General features: G+C 46.7%; 16 protein-coding genes. 7 read left to right on the forward strand and 9 right to left on the reverse strand.

The window, feature by feature from the left end; genetic code table 11:
* Positions 1–43 precede the first annotated feature (43 nt).
* Positions 44–1,255, forward strand: a complete 1,212-nt coding sequence (locus tag MKY73_RS19755; protein WP_339260246.1) for an MFS transporter — start codon at positions 44–46, stop codon at positions 1,253–1,255.
* Positions 1,256–1,376: 121 nt separating this feature from the next.
* Here the strand turns inward: MKY73_RS19755 and MKY73_RS19760 are convergent, their stop codons facing one another.
* On the reverse strand, positions 1,377–2,567 hold the full coding sequence (locus MKY73_RS19760) for a cytochrome P450 (protein WP_339303137.1): 1,191 nt from the start codon (positions 2,565–2,567) through the stop codon (positions 1,377–1,379).
* 486 nt (positions 2,568–3,053) lie between these two features.
* Here MKY73_RS19760 and MKY73_RS19765 point away from each other — a divergent pair, with 486 nt between their 5' ends.
* The gene (locus MKY73_RS19765; protein ID WP_339241122.1) at positions 3,054–4,265 is read left to right on the forward strand and encodes an asparaginase; all 1,212 of its coding nucleotides are present in this window, start codon (positions 3,054–3,056) and stop codon (positions 4,263–4,265) included.
* A 242-nt stretch (positions 4,266–4,507) separates the two neighbouring features.
* On the opposite strand, the gene MKY73_RS19770 is transcribed toward MKY73_RS19765, so the two are convergent.
* A complete protein-coding gene (locus MKY73_RS19770) occupies positions 4,508–5,140 on the reverse strand; it encodes an O-methyltransferase (RefSeq protein WP_339303138.1) in 633 nt (210 codons plus the stop codon).
* A 238-nt stretch (positions 5,141–5,378) separates the two neighbouring features.
* Here MKY73_RS19770 and MKY73_RS19775 point away from each other — a divergent pair, with 238 nt between their 5' ends.
* The 4 genes from MKY73_RS19775 (at position 5,379) to MKY73_RS19790 (ending at position 10,075) form a co-directional block, all read left to right on the forward strand.
* Positions 5,379–6,533 carry a class I SAM-dependent RNA methyltransferase gene (locus MKY73_RS19775; RefSeq protein ID WP_310336624.1) on the forward strand — a complete coding sequence of 385 codons (1,155 nt, stop codon included), beginning with the start codon at positions 5,379–5,381 and terminating at the stop codon, positions 6,531–6,533.
* A 214-nt stretch (positions 6,534–6,747) separates the two neighbouring features.
* A complete protein-coding gene (locus tag MKY73_RS19780; protein WP_339303139.1) occupies positions 6,748–8,748 on the forward strand; it encodes an LTA synthase family protein in 2,001 nt (666 codons plus the stop codon).
* An 81-nt stretch (positions 8,749–8,829) separates the two neighbouring features.
* Complete coding sequence (locus MKY73_RS19785; RefSeq protein WP_339303140.1) at positions 8,830–9,258, forward strand: cytidine deaminase; 429 nt, start codon at positions 8,830–8,832, stop codon at positions 9,256–9,258.
* Positions 9,259–9,340: 82 nt separating this feature from the next.
* Positions 9,341–10,075, forward strand: a complete 735-nt coding sequence (locus MKY73_RS19790) for a DsbA family oxidoreductase (RefSeq protein ID WP_339303142.1) — start codon at positions 9,341–9,343, stop codon at positions 10,073–10,075.
* 285 nt (positions 10,076–10,360) lie between these two features.
* On the opposite strand, the gene MKY73_RS19795 is transcribed toward MKY73_RS19790, so the two are convergent.
* Together MKY73_RS19795 and MKY73_RS19800 are read right to left on the reverse strand one after the other, a co-directional pair.
* Entirely contained in the window at positions 10,361–11,191 is an 831-nt protein-coding gene (locus tag MKY73_RS19795) for an aldo/keto reductase (RefSeq protein WP_339303143.1), read from the reverse strand.
* A 174-nt stretch (positions 11,192–11,365) separates the two neighbouring features.
* Positions 11,366–11,647 carry a hypothetical protein gene (locus tag MKY73_RS19800; protein ID WP_091017568.1) on the reverse strand — a complete coding sequence of 94 codons (282 nt, stop codon included), beginning with the start codon at positions 11,645–11,647 and terminating at the stop codon, positions 11,366–11,368.
* Positions 11,648–11,797: 150 nt separating this feature from the next.
* Here MKY73_RS19800 and MKY73_RS19805 point away from each other — a divergent pair, with 150 nt between their 5' ends.
* On the forward strand, positions 11,798–12,196 hold the full coding sequence (locus tag MKY73_RS19805; RefSeq protein ID WP_339303144.1) for a hypothetical protein: 399 nt from the start codon (positions 11,798–11,800) through the stop codon (positions 12,194–12,196).
* Positions 12,197–12,303: 107 nt separating this feature from the next.
* Here MKY73_RS19805 and MKY73_RS19810 read toward each other — a convergent pair whose 3' ends face one another.
* The 5 genes from MKY73_RS19810 to racE form a co-directional block, all read right to left on the reverse strand.
* Positions 12,304–12,525 (reverse strand): DUF1450 domain-containing protein, encoded by a 222-nt coding sequence (locus MKY73_RS19810; protein WP_091032287.1) that lies wholly within the window; start codon positions 12,523–12,525, stop codon positions 12,304–12,306.
* A gap of 21 nt (positions 12,526–12,546) precedes the next feature.
* Positions 12,547–12,849: a heme biosynthesis protein HemY gene (locus MKY73_RS19815; protein WP_036670085.1), complete on the reverse strand. Its 303-nt coding sequence runs from the start codon at positions 12,847–12,849 to the stop codon at positions 12,547–12,549.
* Positions 12,850–12,990: 141 nt separating this feature from the next.
* On the reverse strand, positions 12,991–13,248 hold the full coding sequence (locus MKY73_RS19820) for a hypothetical protein (RefSeq protein ID WP_017689423.1): 258 nt from the start codon (positions 13,246–13,248) through the stop codon (positions 12,991–12,993).
* A 197-nt stretch (positions 13,249–13,445) separates the two neighbouring features.
* Entirely contained in the window at positions 13,446–14,651 is a 1,206-nt protein-coding gene (locus tag MKY73_RS19825) for a M14 family metallopeptidase (protein WP_339308670.1), read from the reverse strand.
* A 233-nt stretch (positions 14,652–14,884) separates the two neighbouring features.
* Complete coding sequence (racE, locus tag MKY73_RS19830; protein ID WP_026081161.1) at positions 14,885–15,694, reverse strand: glutamate racemase; 810 nt, start codon at positions 15,692–15,694, stop codon at positions 14,885–14,887.
* Between the last annotated feature and the right edge of the window lie 47 nt (positions 15,695–15,741).

Consider the following 15,741-nt stretch of genomic DNA (forward strand, 5'->3'; position numbering starts at 1 on the left):
TTAGAGAATTACAGAAATATCTTTGAAAGGAAGTGAAAGCACTTTGAAAACGTGGAAAGTAAACCTCATTGTGCTTTGGTTCGGACAATTTTTGGTCAATTCGGGCATGACCATGATTACCCCATTTTTGTCCCTGTATCTCGCGAGAGATCTTGGCGTTGTTGGCGAACATGAAATTGGCATTTGGGCGGGATTTATTTTTGCAGCCAATTTCCTCACCTCATTTTTGTTTCAACCGCTGTGGGGCAAGTTGTCGGACAAGTATGGTCGTAAAGTTATGCTGCTTCGTTCGGGATTCGGGATGGCCATCGTAATTGCCCTTATGGGTCTGGCACAGAACCCCTGGCAGCTTCTCTTATTGCGTTTGCTTAACGGTACAATCTCCGGTTTTAACCCAGCAGCTGTTGCGCTGATATCGGGTACCACTCCGAAAGACCGCATGGGTTTCGCCATGGGAATCAGTCAGTCCGGGCAAGTTGCCGGTACAATCCTGGGTCCACTCATTGGCGGCTTGCTGGCTGATGCAGTAGGCTTCCGGCCTATTTTCTACATTACAGGTGGACTAATCTTTGTTGCTTCCATGCTCGCCATGTTCCTGGTGAGAGAGAAATTCGACCGTCAAGAAGCAGCCAAACTGCCGGCACAATCCGTATTGTCCGGTCTGAAGGAATTAAACAAGTCACCTCAACTTCCGGCACTGTTTGCTGTGACGTTCCTGCTGCAGTTTGCGATGATTAGCCCCATGTCACTCTTGCCGCTGTATGTGCAAAAATTGCATGCTTCGGATGTAAATGTGGCCTTCTGGGCGGGACTTGTCGGTGCAGTTACGGGACTATCCAATATGGCCATGTCTCCTGTTCTCGGGAAGCTGAGTGACCGGATAGGTCCTCACAAGGTGCTGACGTTCTCCCTCATCGGAACAGGACTCATGCTTATTCCGCAGGCATTTGTTCAGACCGTGTGGCAGCTCATTCTTGTCCGATTTATGATGGGTGTGTTCATGGGTGGCCTGCTTCCGAGCGTCAATGCCTTGATCCGTTCCTATACAGCAGATAGCATGATTAGCCGTGCATTCAGTTTTAATACGAGCACCCTTGCGTTAGGCAACATGCTTGGAGCGATCATTGGAGGTTTCATGGCAGGATTCATCGGAATCGAAGGTCTGTTTATCGTCTCCGGCGGACTGCTGCTGCTTAATATGGTTTGGGTCAGATTCAAATTGTATAACAAACCTGCTTCTATTCAGAAATCCTGATTACCCATCTATTTCTTAACTAGTTCATCTTACTGTTCCATTGAAAAAGCCGCTTCCAGCGCCTAATTGGCCTGAGAGCGGCTTTTGTCATTCATGTGCCATTCTTTATCTATTTATTAATTCAATTGAAGTGTATTGGATAGTGCTTCACACCAAAAACAAAGGCACTTTGTATCGGTTCCAGGGCTGTTCCTGGCACAAGCTGAATATGCTCCATGTGCTGAAGCAATGTATGAAGAACGACCTTTGCCTCCAAACGAGCGAGTGGTGCACCCAGACAAAAATGAATGCCAAAACCAAATCCCATATGTCTGTTCGGCTTGCGATCAGAGATGAAATCTTCCGGGTGTTCAAATTGGGCACTGTCCCGATTAGCAGCTCCAACCCAGGAAATCACCTGCTCTCCAGCTTGAATCGTCTGACCATTCAACTCTACAGTTTCCTTGGCGACCCGCCCAATCGCGACAATTGGCGGATAATATCGCAGCGTCTCTTCTATCGCAGAAGTAATCCGTTCAGGATGTTGGCGCAATTCCTGCTGTAGCTCAGGTTGTTCAGATAGGATACGTACCGCATTGGTAATCAGGTTGGTGGTTGTTTCATTACCGGCCGCAAGCAAGAGGATGCAGAAGCCCACCACCTCATCTGCAGTCAACTTCTGACCCTCAATCTCCGCAGCCAGCAATAACGAGATCAGATCATCCTCTGGCTGCAACCGACGCTCTTCCATAATGCCAGTAAAATAGATATGCAGCTCCTGCATATTTCTTTTCTTCTCCTCCAGTAACTCCTGAAAGGCCTCTTCACTATCATCACGTGCACCTTTCACCAATACATCAGACCAGTCTTTGAACTTTTGACGATCCGCCGCAGGGACTCCGATTAATTCTGCAATCACAATGACGGGTAATGGTGTTGCAAGGTCATCAATAAGTTCCATGTATCCTTCTGACAGGTGCGGTGCAATTAACTCATTCGTGATTTCCTGAATACGCGGAGCCAACGCTTCAATCGCCTTGGGTGTAAACGCCTGGTTCACCAGATCACGCAGCTGTTTGTGTTTGGGAGGGTCTGTCGTCAACATGCTCGTATTGGCACGATCACGTGCAGAAGAGAACAGTTTCGGGTTTTTCAATACGTACTTCACATCTTCATAACCAAAAACATCCCAACATTCTCGATGCTCATCATATCGGACTGGAGTGTTATCACGAAGTTCTGCATACACCTTGAAGGGAGATAACCTCTCTTCCAAAGTCTCCAGTTCCCGAATCGGAATGTAATTCGCATACTTTCTCGGTGCCTGTTTCATCGTTTCTCCTCCAATCAATATTATATATTTATTTACATATGCTGATCATCCCTATTATAAACATAACTCTATAACGAAACCAATCTTTAGACCGTAATTGAGCCCCATTACCTAATATGTGCTGCTATCACCCTCTCCTTCTGTTACCCACTGCTGATATACGTCCCGATTCGACATTCTTTTATCGCAATATTCCGTTTTATCAGGACAAAAGACTCATTATGTAATGTTAATTAACATAAAAAGGGGTTTAACTTCTTCAAAACTACTAAACTCGGCTATTTCCTCTCTCAACCAAAATGAATAATCTTTCATAATTGCTTATAAACAATCATTTTACTCTCATTATCTATGAATGTAACCGATTACTCTGCCTGTATCTATGATTGTCATATTACTTAACATGAAATACAATCGATTTGAAATGGTATACATATTCTTCTTAACAAACTTAACATCACACTTACTTGAAGGAGAGTGCTATTCATGAGTAAAACATCCAATCTTCGTCCCTGGGCCGTATGGAGCACCGCAGCTTTAACAGCACTAACCATCTCGTTGTCACCCATTGGTACCTACGCTGCACACGCAGCTACGGTAGAGGTGAAAGGCACAACAGGCGCTGTTCAAACAGCAACCACTACGCCGGCTCGCAATACATCCATCCCTGCAATACCGGACTCTTCCAAACAATCTGCACTTCCTAATGTACTGGTAATCGGAACGGGCGGAACGATTGCCGGACAATCCGAAGATGCCACCAGCTTCCAGAATTACAAGGCAGGTACACTTCCCATTGGAGAGATGGTAGACGCCTTACCGGATAAACAGAAGATTGCTGATGTTAGCACACTCCAATTTGGAAACTCAGGTTCGGGTTCCTATAGTATGGCCGACCTCTATGACTTGTCGCAGACAGTAGATAAAGCTCTTGCAATGTATGACAGTGTTGTCGTTACTACAGGTACAGACACCATGGAGGAAATCGCCTATTTCCTTGATATGACGGTTCAGAGTGACAAACCGGTCGTGATCACAGGCTCCATGCGTCCATGGACTGTCATCGGTTCTGACGCTCAAGCCAATCTGTACAACGCCATCAAGCTTGCAGGCAGTGGTCGTACCACTTCATTCGGCACTGTACTCATGTTGAATGACACAATCCAGCTTGCTCGTGGTGTAACCAAGACCAATGATTATCGGACAGATACGTTTGAAACCCCAATGCTCGGCGCTGTAGGATATATTGATGAAGAAAACATTCGAATCTACCGTGCTCCTGCACGTGCGTTGAAACCTGAAGGCACAGCGAAGCCCGTATTTGATCTAAGTAAAATCACAAAGGCAGATCTCGCCAAGGTTGAAATTGCGATCTCGTATCAAGAAGCTGGAGGCGGAGCGATCGAAGGTTTCGTGAATAGCGGCGCCAAAGGAATCGTGACTTCCGGTACCGGAGCCGGGGGCATCTCCAGAGCGATGGGACAAGCGCGTACCAAAGCCATCGAAGAAGGTGTCATTTTCGTGACCACCACTCGGACGGGTTCGGGAAGTGTATACGGCGGCGGCAAAGGCATTATTGCAGGCGACAACCTGAGTCCACAACAAGCTCGTGTATTATTGATGCTGGGCTTGTCCTTCAGTGATGATTTTGACACCATCAAAAAATGGTTCGAAACGTACGGAACACCTGAAGTATAAGAAAGAATTACTACAACAATATCTGTAAATACAAAGAAAGAGACGATACTCCCTGTGATTCAAGGTGTGTCGTCTCTTCTTTGTGTATACTCAAAAAAAATCAAGAAAACCAGAATTGCAATGAGCAGAATATACACGGCCAATATTAAAAACGGCTAAAAAACTCCGATCACGATCCCCCTCACAACATACAAGCGTGAGATCGTGTTCCATCGGAGTTTTATCTTTAGGAAATATCCACTTTACTTCACCCAAGCAAGTACCAGCCCATCGTAATCGGGCAACATCGTCGTCACCAGACGCGGATCACTTGCCATCTGTTCATTGAAGCGACGAACAGCAAGCACTGCTGGACCCTGCTTGTCCGGATTCAGCGTACGACCACGCAGGAAACAATTATCACCTACAATGACAGCACCTGGCCGGGCCAGCTTAATGGCATAATCAAGATATACCGGATAATTCTCTTTATCTGCGTCAATAAAGAAGAAATCGAATGTGCGACCTTCCTGCTCCAATTGCTCCAGGCTGTCTGCCGCCGGGCCAATGCGATATTCCACCTTTTCGCCAAAACCGCCTTCTTCCAGATGACCACGCGCCATTGCCGCATAATCCTCTTTCAGTTCCAGCGAAGTCAGGGTTCCACTCTCACGCAATCCGCGTGCAATGCAGATCCCGCTGTAACCGCCCAGCACACCGATTTCGAGCGCAGCTTCCGCTTTGGATGTCTTGGCTAGAAACGTGAGCAGACGTCCATACGCCGCAGCAACGGAAACTTCGGGCATGCCGTTCGAACGGATGGCCTCTTTCACTTTCAGTAAAAGTTCGTCTTCTTGAAATAATTGATTCACATATTCATCAGGGGTCAGATTCACCACTAAATCCTCCTTGGACACTTGGACTGCTTTCCATATGGATGCCAATGTTCTATAATAAATGTTTGTTATCAACACAGGCGGTTGACTGACACATGACCTCGAAAGAGGAATGCATACGTTCACCGCATTTCTCATTGTAAGTTTTTTCACGGAAAGCGGCAAGGCCGTACCGTCACTATACAGCAGAGAGAAGGAAGTTCCTTCTCCAGCTTGAAATGGAGTTGAAATGAATCACATGGCTCAATTGCAATTGATTGCAACCTCGGCGATGGGACTCGAGGCCGTTGTCGCCCGGGAACTGAAGCAACTGGGGTATGAAGATGTTACGATCGACAACGGCCGGGTTTTCTTCACAGGAGATTATATTGATATTTGCCGTTGTAATCTGTGGCTGAGAAGTTCGGACCGCGTATTGGTGAAAATGGGTGAATTCCCTGCCACGACATTTGACGAATTGTTTGAAGGCACCAAAGCACTCCCTTGGGAAGAGTGGATTCCAGCCGACGGCGAATTCCCTGTAGAAGGTCGCTCTCAAAAATCCCAACTTAGCAGTGTGCCTGCATCACAAGGGATTGTGAAGAAAGCAATCGTAGAGAAACTGAAGTTGACCTATGATACAGAGTGGTTCCCCGAAGATGGGTCTCGTTATGTGATTGAAGTTATTTTGCTGAATGATCGCGCCTTGCTTACATTGGATACGACCGGACCAGGCTTGCACAAACGGGGTTATCGTAAACTCGTCACCGAAGCGCCACTCAAAGAAACACTTGCAGCAGCTCTGATTCAGCTCAGTCGCTGGAATGTATCCCGTCCCTTCTATGATCCATGCTGCGGATCAGGCACAATGCTGATCGAAGCCGCCATGATTGGCTGGAACATTGCACCAGGACTCCGTCGGACCTTCAACTCTGAGGACTGGGCTGTCATTCCTGAAGAATTGTGGGAACAGGCGCGCGAAGAAGCATTCGATGCTGTGCGAGACGATGTCCCGTTACAGATTTCAGGTAGTGACATCGATCCGGAAGCGATTGAAGTAGCTCAGGCTGCTATCAAAAGCGCAGGTTTCGCCAAAGACATTGAAGTCAGTGTTCTGCCCGCTCATCGCGCAAGACCACAAGGCGAATATGGTGTTATCATCACCAACCCTCCATATGGTGAACGTTTAAGTGAAGAAAAAGAAGTTCAGAAGTTACTCCGCTCTTTAGGGCGCAGTTATCTCGACATGCCAACATGGTCCTTCTTTGCAATTACGTCAACCAAAGCCTTTGAAGAATATTTCGGTCATAAGGCAGACAAGCGTCGCAAGTTGTTCAACGGACGAATCGAAACCCAGTACTATCAGTACTTGGGCCCACTACCTCCAAGAAATAAAACACCACAATCTTCATAATTGTTCCAACTATAAAGTGCTCTAGCCACTCATGGCCGGGGCGCTTTTTTGTGCGCTTTCCTGGTCATCTGAATTCTCCTTCATCCACCTTTAATCGACCAGGAATGGATTCTACCAGAGGCGTAGTTGAAAACCCATGAGGTCACGCTATAATGGATGGAGCCCTATTTTACATTCCGATTACAAAACAACAAAAACAAAGGGGACATAGATTATGGTTGTCACTCGGCCTACGCGCAGCTCCATGCCACGCGGGCTTCTGAATCATCCACTAACGTTATATCTTATTTTTCTTGTGTTCATGCTGCTCAAACTCATGTGGCTTCATCACAATCTGCACGCCTATAACATTACGATGGGACTGCTGGATAAAGTTATTGCCATTGGATCATTGCTCCTCCTGTCCTTCTGGACCTGGTGGCTGCCTCGCAGAGGCATGATCGTATCTTTGGTCGTGCTTAACCTGCTGCTTACCGCACTCATCTACGCCGATATGGTGTATTATCGCTATTTCCAGGATTTCTTGACCATCCCGGTATTGTTGCAAGCCAGACAGGTTGACGCATTGGGGGACAGCATCGCTACATTGATCTTCCCAAGTGATTTCTGGTTTTTTGCCGATTGGCTTGTCGTCATACCTTTCGCAGCGATTGTTCTTTTCAGCAGACATTACCGTTCAAAGCACTCCAGTGCATCGGTTCAAGGTTTTGGAAGTTATTCGTTCAACGATCGCAAGGGGCAGATGCGCCGCCGACTCACTGCTGGCAGCATTGCCCTTGTGCTAGGGCTGGGACTCGCCGTTGGCCCGATTTATTTTTACAGCAAAACATGGGCCAAGGGCCTGTTCGATAACAACTGGTGGAATGTATCCATGTACAATGTGACCGGACTTCTCGCTTTTCACGGTTATGATCTTTACAACTATACCAAAGACCACATCGGTTCCGGGCCAGAGGCTGAACCCGCTGATGTTGAACAGGCGAAGGCGTTCTTCACTGAAAGGCAGCAAAACGCTCCGCAAAATGATGCTTTGTTCGGCAAATATAAAGACAGCAACGTCATCATTGTACAGGGTGAGGCTTTTATGAACTTCATGATTGGCCAGAGCATTGGCGGTCAGGAGATCACGCCCCATTTTAATGAACTGATGAAAGAAAGTCAGTATTACAGTCACTTTTACCACCAGACCGGTCAGGGCAGAACATCAGATGCCGATTTTGGGGCAAATATTTCCCTACATCCACTTCCGGTCGGTTCAGCCTTTGTACGGTATGCAGACCATACGTATGACTCCCTCCCTTCCATTCTGAAGGATAACGGGTATAGCACCAACGTATTTCACGCTTATGAGAGCGGCTTCTGGAATCGGTATACAATGTATCAGAACATGAAGTATGACAAGTTTTATAGTAAAAATGATTTTGCACAGGATGACCCGCTTGGCTGGTCCCTGTCTGATGAATCCTTTTTCCGTCAATCCGTTGAGAAAATGAGCAGTGAGGTTACCGAACCGTTCTATTCGTTCCTCATTACACTCAGCAGTCACCATCCGTATGCATTGCCGAAAGAGAAACAACAACTGGATGTAGGCGAGTTTCAGGGAACCATGTTTGGTGATTATCTGCAATCCGTACATTACGTGGATTCGGCACTGGGCAAGATGGTGGAGGATCTGAAAAGTCGAGGACTATGGGAAAATACCATTTTTATGTTTTACGGGGACCATGACAACTCAATCAAAGAACAATCGCAATACGAGCAGTTTCTCGGACGCTCGTTGAACGACCTGGATATGGCACAGATCATGAACGAGGTTCCCCTGCTGGTGCATTTACCGGATGGAGCAGCTGCCGGAACCATCGACGAACCTTCGGGACAACTGGACATCACGCCATCCGTGCTGCATCTGCTCGGCGTGCCTGACCAGTCCTATTATCATATGGGTAACGACGTATATGACGGGTCTGCACGTACGGTTGTGCTGCGTAATGGCGCAGTCTCGGATGGTTCTGTATTCTATATTCCATCGGATGATTATATCTACGAGAACGGCGCTTGTTATGACCTGTCCACACGTGACAAAACAGATATTAACGCTTGCCGTCCCGCTCATGATGAAGCAGTCAAGCGATTGCATGTCTCTGATACCGTAATTACCTACGATTTAATTCAGCGCTTTCGAGAGGAAGACAGTTCAGCAGTAACATCGCAATAAGCCTTATCGTAATGACAAGCTCAGCTAAACAAATACACAAAATGAAGTGAATTGGATTGCAAAAAGGGGAATTTTAATTACATGACATCACATACTGAACCACTCCATATTGAACAGCAATTATTCGATGCAGCTGCCAACTTTGTGAAGCAACGTTATCCTCAGGGATGGGGCGGTGCGGGCGCTGTCTATACCGAAGCAGGTTCCCTGCTAATTAGTGTAGCTCCGGAGGTCATCAACGATGCCACGCATCTGTGTATGGAAACAGGAGCTTATCTGGAGGCCCACAAATTGAACGAACGCGTCACCCACTCCCTCTGTATCGCTCGTAATGACGAGCATTCAGAATTCAAGGTCCTCACACCTTGCGGCGTCTGTCAGGAACGATTGTTTTATTGGGGTGAAGAAGTTAAAACTGCTGTATACGACCCTGAAGGTCAACTGATCTTCAAGAGACTGGATGAGATCCAGCCTTATCATTGGACCAAGGCATTTCGGGATAAATCGTAATCTTCTTGCGAATTATAGAAAGTGGCTTTATAATTGTAACTATATTAGTTTCAACTAAAAGGATAATGGAGGTTTTAACATCATGAATATTGAGATATGGTCAGATTTCCTGTGCCCATTCTGTTATATCGGCAAACGCCGCCTGGAGAATGTATTGCAACAGTTTCCACATCGTGATGAAGTGAAGCTGCAATTCAAAAGCTTCGAGCTTGATCCAAATGCTGCATTGAACCCAGGCAAAACCAATACGGAATATCTGGCATCCAAATATAACATTAGCGTGGAACAGGCCAAAGGCATGAATGCTCAAATGAATGCCAATGCTCGCACGGCAGGACTGGAATACAATATTGATGCCATGATCCCTACGAACTCCTTCTCCGCACACCGGTTGACACACTGGGCGGATACACAAGGCAAAGCGCTTGAACTGAGTGAGCGCATATTCCAAGCTGTGTTTATTGAAGGTAAACACTCTGGCGACCCTGAAGTGTTGGCTCAGTTGGCAGAGGAAGTTGGCTTGGATCGAGATGCAGCTACGGCAGTGCTGTCCGGTGATCAATTCACCGACAATGTCCGTGCTGACCAAGCGGAAGGCGAGCAACTGGGCATCCGCGGCGTACCGTTCTTCGTATTTGACCGCAAGTTCGCCGTGTCAGGCGCTCAGCCGGACGAGGTGTTCCTGGATGCCATTCAGAAAGCATGGGACGAGCGTTCCCCATTCACCATGGTTGAATCCAACACAGCAGAAACAGACGGCAACGGCGTCTGCACAGATGACGGCTGCGCAGTTCCACCATCCGATTCGAATAAATAACACAAAAGCAGCAGGATCAGGGAGTATCCCCTGATCCTGCTGCTTTTTTTATATGCTACACACCACTCAAGCTCATTGTATATACTTGTGTTTGATGAACAGTTACTGTGGGGGGACGGAATCGATTCTGAAGAAGCGAAGCGTTCGCCTTTGTCTTCAAATTTTATCCTCTGAAACGAGGAATCAAAAAAATTTGGAGACAACAGCGATCGAAAGAATGATTCCGTAACCGGAACCTCCACTAACTTATCATCAAACAATTATATTCAATTAGCGACTACCTACTCAATCCCAAAACAGTTGATCCGGATGTGGACCCGTCCGCTTATCCGAGTCCAGCGCATCAATCTGTTTCAACTCATCGGGTGTCAATTCAAAGTCAAAGATGTCCGCATTCTCACGAATACGTTCCGGGGTAACTGACTTCGGAATCGTCACAATCTGATTCTGAATGTCCCAGCGCAGAATGATCTGTGCTGGCGTTTTCCCATATTTCTGGGCCAGTGCTTTGAGGGTGGACTCTTGATTCAGCTTGCCTTTCATGATCGGACTCCAAGCCTCCAACTGAATTCCCTGCGCCCCGCAGAAATCCTGAAGTTCCTGCTGGATCAACCCCGGATGCAACTCCACCTGATTCACTGCTGGCACCGTGCAGCCTTCATCTATGATATCTTTCAAATGATGTACTTGGAAATTACTCACACCAATCGCACGAATGCTTCCTTCGCTATATAGACGTTCGAACGCTCTCCACGTCTCCTTATACTGGTCTCTGCCAGGCCAGTGAATTAAGTAAAGATCAATCACATTCAGTCCAAGTGCCTTCTGACTCGCTTCAAATGCTCTCAACGTTGAATCAAATCCCTGATCCTCGTTCCAGAGCTTGGTCGTCACAAACAGTTCGTTACGGGCAACACCACTGCTTGCAATAGCTTGTCCCACTTCTTCTTCATCGCCATAGATGGACGCGGTATCAATGCTCCGATATCCAACTTCTAAAGCGGTCTCAACCGCCTGTTGCACTTCCTTACCTTTTGCTTTATATGTTCCAAATCCTAGCCATGGCATCGTTACTCCGTTGTTCAGAATCGTACAATCCGTAATATGTTTTGTCATTCTGTACCTCCCGTATGGAATTTTGCCTGCTCTCGTTCTATTAACCTTCTCACAGAATTTTAAGCGACTATTCAACATACTGTCGGAGTAAACCCAAGGATCTAGAGTCGTTGCAAAAGATATAACAAACCCGCAAAGCATTGCTGCCCTGCGGGTTCTGATGTGACAGGAACGTTATAAATTCCCTTGACCGTGCTGACTCTGGATTGAATTCAATCTTCTCTTCTCCTCGATGAACATCTCTTCTGCTAACTCAACGCCTTGTCCTCCGAGCGAAAGCTCTGCTTGACGCATTGCCTGCTCCGTATGTGCCAGACGACGTTCCGCCTGTACTATGGTTTGTGCTGTCGGGTGTGACAGGGCCTGAGATACAGCATAATGAAGCTTGTTCACCGCATTTTGCGCCTGAGATACGGTGGTATCGGCTTGCAAACTGGAATCATAACGCTTCGGCATGAGTATTCCTCCTTGGGATTATCATGTTCCTGTTACCCCTTTAGGATGGATAACACACGCCTTCCTTATTCTTCTTTTGTATTTTTATCGTAACTTTAATCGATTCCACTACGTTTATTAGGTAATCATGCTGAATCGGGAGGAATTCATTTGAAGAGAATAGTACTGACACTCTGCATGTTACCTCTGCTCATTTGCGTACAAGGCTGTGCTCCAGCAGCATACGAGATAGAAGGATATACAGAATCATCCATTAACCCCGATATCCCGGTTCCAAGCAATGCGAAGCTCATTAGAATCATAACTGATTCAGGCAATCGAAACATTAAAGAAGGCGTGATGTATGAATTGAAACATATTGGAGGAGAGCAAGGACTATACCCGCCACTGGATTATTTTCAGAAATTAGCGGATACAGGCTGGGACGAATTGGAGGAAGAACGAATGGGACATGTACATTTTCTGAAAAAGGATAATACGGTCATTGCTATTGAAATTAGAGAAGATACCTTCAAAATTTATGAAATGATTAAGGACACTGTATTCTAACACAACTTTTGTTCACTACTACCCAAACGCAAAAAAGGAGAGGCTGGTAGCCCCTCCTTTCTGATGTGTGAACTTTTCATTCACTCACCTTGTTATATCACATCCTATTACTTGACGAACTTTGCAACTTTGACGAGCACTTCTTCTTCAGTCGGCGCACTGATATACCGACCATTGATAAAAACAAACGCACGTTTCGCACAAGGACCGCAATAGGATTTGCACCCAATCTTGATCTCCGTGTCTGGAGCCATTTTTTGCAACTTGGGCACAATCGATTTCAGCCTGACATGATTACACTTTTCGCATACGCGGATATCGTTAGCCATGAGTTCCCCTTCTTCGCGCCCTTAGTGGTCGCCGTGATTGCCTTGGGACGGATTCGTAATAACGAATCCCTCTTCAGGGAAGTAGAGATAGTCGATTTTAACACCGTTCAACAGAGGCTGGTCATTCGCAAGAATAACATCAATCTCTTTATCGGTAGATACAACTGTATCATTTTCTTTTGGTGTGTCGAGATCAAGCCCGTAGTGAGCATGGTCACCATGTGCATGTGTGATGACAACGCGCAGTTTTTTTCCTTCGTTCTCCGGCTTGTCCAATTCAAGCTTCAGTACTTTAGCAGCATTACGCGTAATTTTGCAGTTCATTCTCTTCATCTCCTATATTGTAATTGCAGGTTTCAACAATTTCAGCATTCTTAAACTACAGCATCTATTGTAAAGAAAGTTACCGCTCTTCGCAATAACATTGATGCGAATTCAATGTTAAAATGATTCATGAGCTGCATATTAAGAAGGTGCACCCTCCTGAAGCACAGGATATTTACGTTCTGCCCGGCTCACAAACCAATTCATCAGAATCAAAGTAACCCCGATATCATCGATGGGCATAAACGGCATTACGTCAGGAAGCACCCAGTACAACAGGGCCGGAATAATAAATAACAGCTTTTCTCCCAAAGGAATCTGCGGAGCCCGGAGCAGCCGGGGGAGCCTTTTGAAAACTTGTGTCCATCGTTTGAATGACAGCAGTCTTCTCCACTTCATGCGAATCCCTCCGTATAATAATATATATCGCCAAACGGCACATCCATAATTACCCGTTCGAAAACCATCCAGAACGTATGTCATAATAAGCCACAATAAAAAAAATAATAAAAACGGAACGTCGCTCATAGCGTCCGTTCCTGTTATACGAATGATCTACCGTTAAGTTTCACACCATCATCATTCAGGGTCTTGCCTCACTGTCCATTAGATAACAGTTCAGCCAGCAACATTCCCACTTCGATACAGATATCGTCAAACTGTTCAACGGGAAGCGGATTAACACCCAACCCAACTTCCACCGTGAAGCCCGGCTTACCAAAAGCTTGAATAAACCAGTCTTTGTATCCGGCATCACTGCCACCGAGCTTCACCGCTTTGTAACCCGAAGCTTTGGCGAGTCTACGCGACAGCGGAGCACTCTCTCTGGGTTCCAGATCACGGTAGTTCCAATAGATCTCCTGTCCCTGACTATGCAGGGATACAACCGCATCGAATGTGTGTTGCTGCGTCCACTGGGCAAGCGCCTGTGCCTCCGGTTCGGTCAATGGCGCTGTCCCTGCATAATCCCTAGGCCCAGGTGAAGTAACACCTCTTCTCGCTGCCTCTTCATCCCAATGGGCGGGAAATTGATCATTCAGATCCACACCTCTGATGTTGGCCTTCCAATGGGTGAAATTTGATCTGCCGGCATTCCAGGCTAACAACTGCTGTGCATGTGGGTGGTGATTGACTACACCTTCCTGAACCAATTCGACCCCGTCCGGATTAACCATTGGCACTGCCCAGAGTGTCGTCTCTTGCATCCAGCGTTCCGTCTGGTATTGATGCCATGTCCCCTGTGTACTGTACGCCTCGGCATACTCTTCGATAAACTTCATCAGAACTGCTGATGTCAGCCACTCATTAGCATGAACAGAAGCGTTAACATGGATATGTCTCGGCCCTTGCCCAATTCGTAAATAAGGCAGCGACTTCCCCATGACACTTGTTCCAATGGACCCCATTTCGATAAACGGGTATCGTTTCGCCAGCTTATCTATATCCTTGATTAATTCTCGATAACCATACTCTCCCTGAATCTTTACAATAGTTTTTCCATTCGAAGCCGGAATATGAATACAGCGACCAACCCAGTCGGTAATATTGGTGATTTCGGGATTGGCCTGACGCAACGCTTCTTCCTCCAGACCAAATCTCCCTGCAATCTCCCCGACACGTTCTCCAGGCGGTACAGCGTATCTGCGACCTGTCCCGGGCACAACACGCAGCATCTGACCTGCCAGCAAGTAAGGCTGGGCGGCCGCTTCCGGGTTCAGTGCAGCAAGTAACTCCCTCGTCATATGGTATGCTGACGCAATTCGCGGCAGTGTATCTCCCCGCTGTACGATAATCCATTGCAGTTCCATGTTGCTCTCCTTTCCACAGGAAAAGACAGGTCTCCTGTCCGGTTCTCACCAAATTCGTCTATGTAACATATGTATGCAGGCCGGGTTGTCCGTCATGTGACATGAATCATGTTCATCACCTGTTGATGCATAATCATGACAAAAAATCCCGAAACTTCACAGTTCCGGGATCATTCATTAACAAATACATTAATTAAAAGTCTGATTCATGCATATTTTGAGTATAACTATGATAATTGCGTAACCTGCCAGACAACAGGAGTCTTGGAGATCTGCTCTCCCAACCAGCGACGGGTGATATTCTGGAACATGCGAGGGTCGCCAGTGCAGAAAAACTGATGCACCGGAGTCTCATCCCCACTGGCCAGCTTTCGTTTATCATATAAAATCGTACTGATTTCACGTGCCGTTTCATCTGCCGAACTGATTAACTTCACTTCCTGTCCCATAACTTCCTGAATGGTGTCCATGAGAAAGGGATAATGCGTACAACCCAGAATAAGACAATCTATTGGCTGCTGTTTGATCTCGCCTAATGATTGCTCCACCGTATGTGTCGTATGCTCGGAACGAAATTCACCTTGTTCCACCAACGGCACCAGCGCCGGACAAGCCTGACTTACCACATCAATATAGGGGGACAACTGTTTAAGTGCCGATGTATAAGCCCCACTACCTATGGTACCCGTGGTACCAATCACACCAATACGTCCTGTACGTGTCGCTGTGATTGCTGCCCGCGCACCCGGATGTATAACACCAATGACGGGCATATTCACCTTGGAACGGATATACTCCAACGCGGCCGCTGTTGCTGTGTTACAGGCGATAACGATAACCTTCGGATCGAACTGGATCAAGAAATCAACGATTTGTTCCGTAAATTGTTTTACTTGTTCGGACGAACGGGGTCCGTACGGTGTCCGGGCAGTATCCCCAAAATAAATGATCTTTTCCCGCGGGAGCTGACGCATCACTTCCTTGGCGACGGTCAATCCCCCCACACCGGAGTCTAATATAGCGATTGCTTGCTGCACGAACACACCGCTTCCTTCTTCATTGAATTGGTTCTCAAAACATTTGT

It is taken from the genome of Paenibacillus sp. FSL R5-0519, from assembly GCF_037974275.1.
Lineage (GTDB): Bacteria > Bacillota > Bacilli > Paenibacillales > Paenibacillaceae > Paenibacillus.

Excerpts from the sequence above, each read along its gene's own strand:
- MKY73_RS19810 (WP_091032287.1), bottom strand. The coding sequence starts at position 12,525 with ATGGCTAACGATATCCGCGTATGCGAAAAGTGTAATCATGTCAGGCTG.
- MKY73_RS19765 (WP_339241122.1), top strand. The coding sequence starts at position 3,054 with ATGAGTAAAACATCCAATCTTCGTCCCTGGGCCGTATGGAGCACCGCA.
- MKY73_RS19760 (WP_339303137.1), bottom strand. The coding sequence starts at position 2,567 with ATGAAACAGGCACCGAGAAAGTATGCGAATTACATTCCGATTCGGGAA.
- MKY73_RS19785 (WP_339303140.1), top strand. The coding sequence starts at position 8,830 with ATGACATCACATACTGAACCACTCCATATTGAACAGCAATTATTCGAT.
- MKY73_RS19820 (WP_017689423.1), bottom strand. The coding sequence starts at position 13,248 with ATGAAGTGGAGAAGACTGCTGTCATTCAAACGATGGACACAAGTTTTC.
- MKY73_RS19815 (WP_036670085.1), bottom strand. The coding sequence starts at position 12,849 with ATGAACTGCAAAATTACGCGTAATGCTGCTAAAGTACTGAAGCTTGAA.
- MKY73_RS19800 (WP_091017568.1), bottom strand. The coding sequence starts at position 11,647 with ATGCCGAAGCGTTATGATTCCAGTTTGCAAGCCGATACCACCGTATCT.
- MKY73_RS19775 (WP_310336624.1), top strand. The coding sequence starts at position 5,379 with ATGGCTCAATTGCAATTGATTGCAACCTCGGCGATGGGACTCGAGGCC.
- MKY73_RS19780 (WP_339303139.1), top strand. The coding sequence starts at position 6,748 with ATGGTTGTCACTCGGCCTACGCGCAGCTCCATGCCACGCGGGCTTCTG.
- MKY73_RS19790 (WP_339303142.1), top strand. The coding sequence starts at position 9,341 with ATGAATATTGAGATATGGTCAGATTTCCTGTGCCCATTCTGTTATATC.
- MKY73_RS19795 (WP_339303143.1), bottom strand. The coding sequence starts at position 11,191 with ATGACAAAACATATTACGGATTGTACGATTCTGAACAACGGAGTAACG.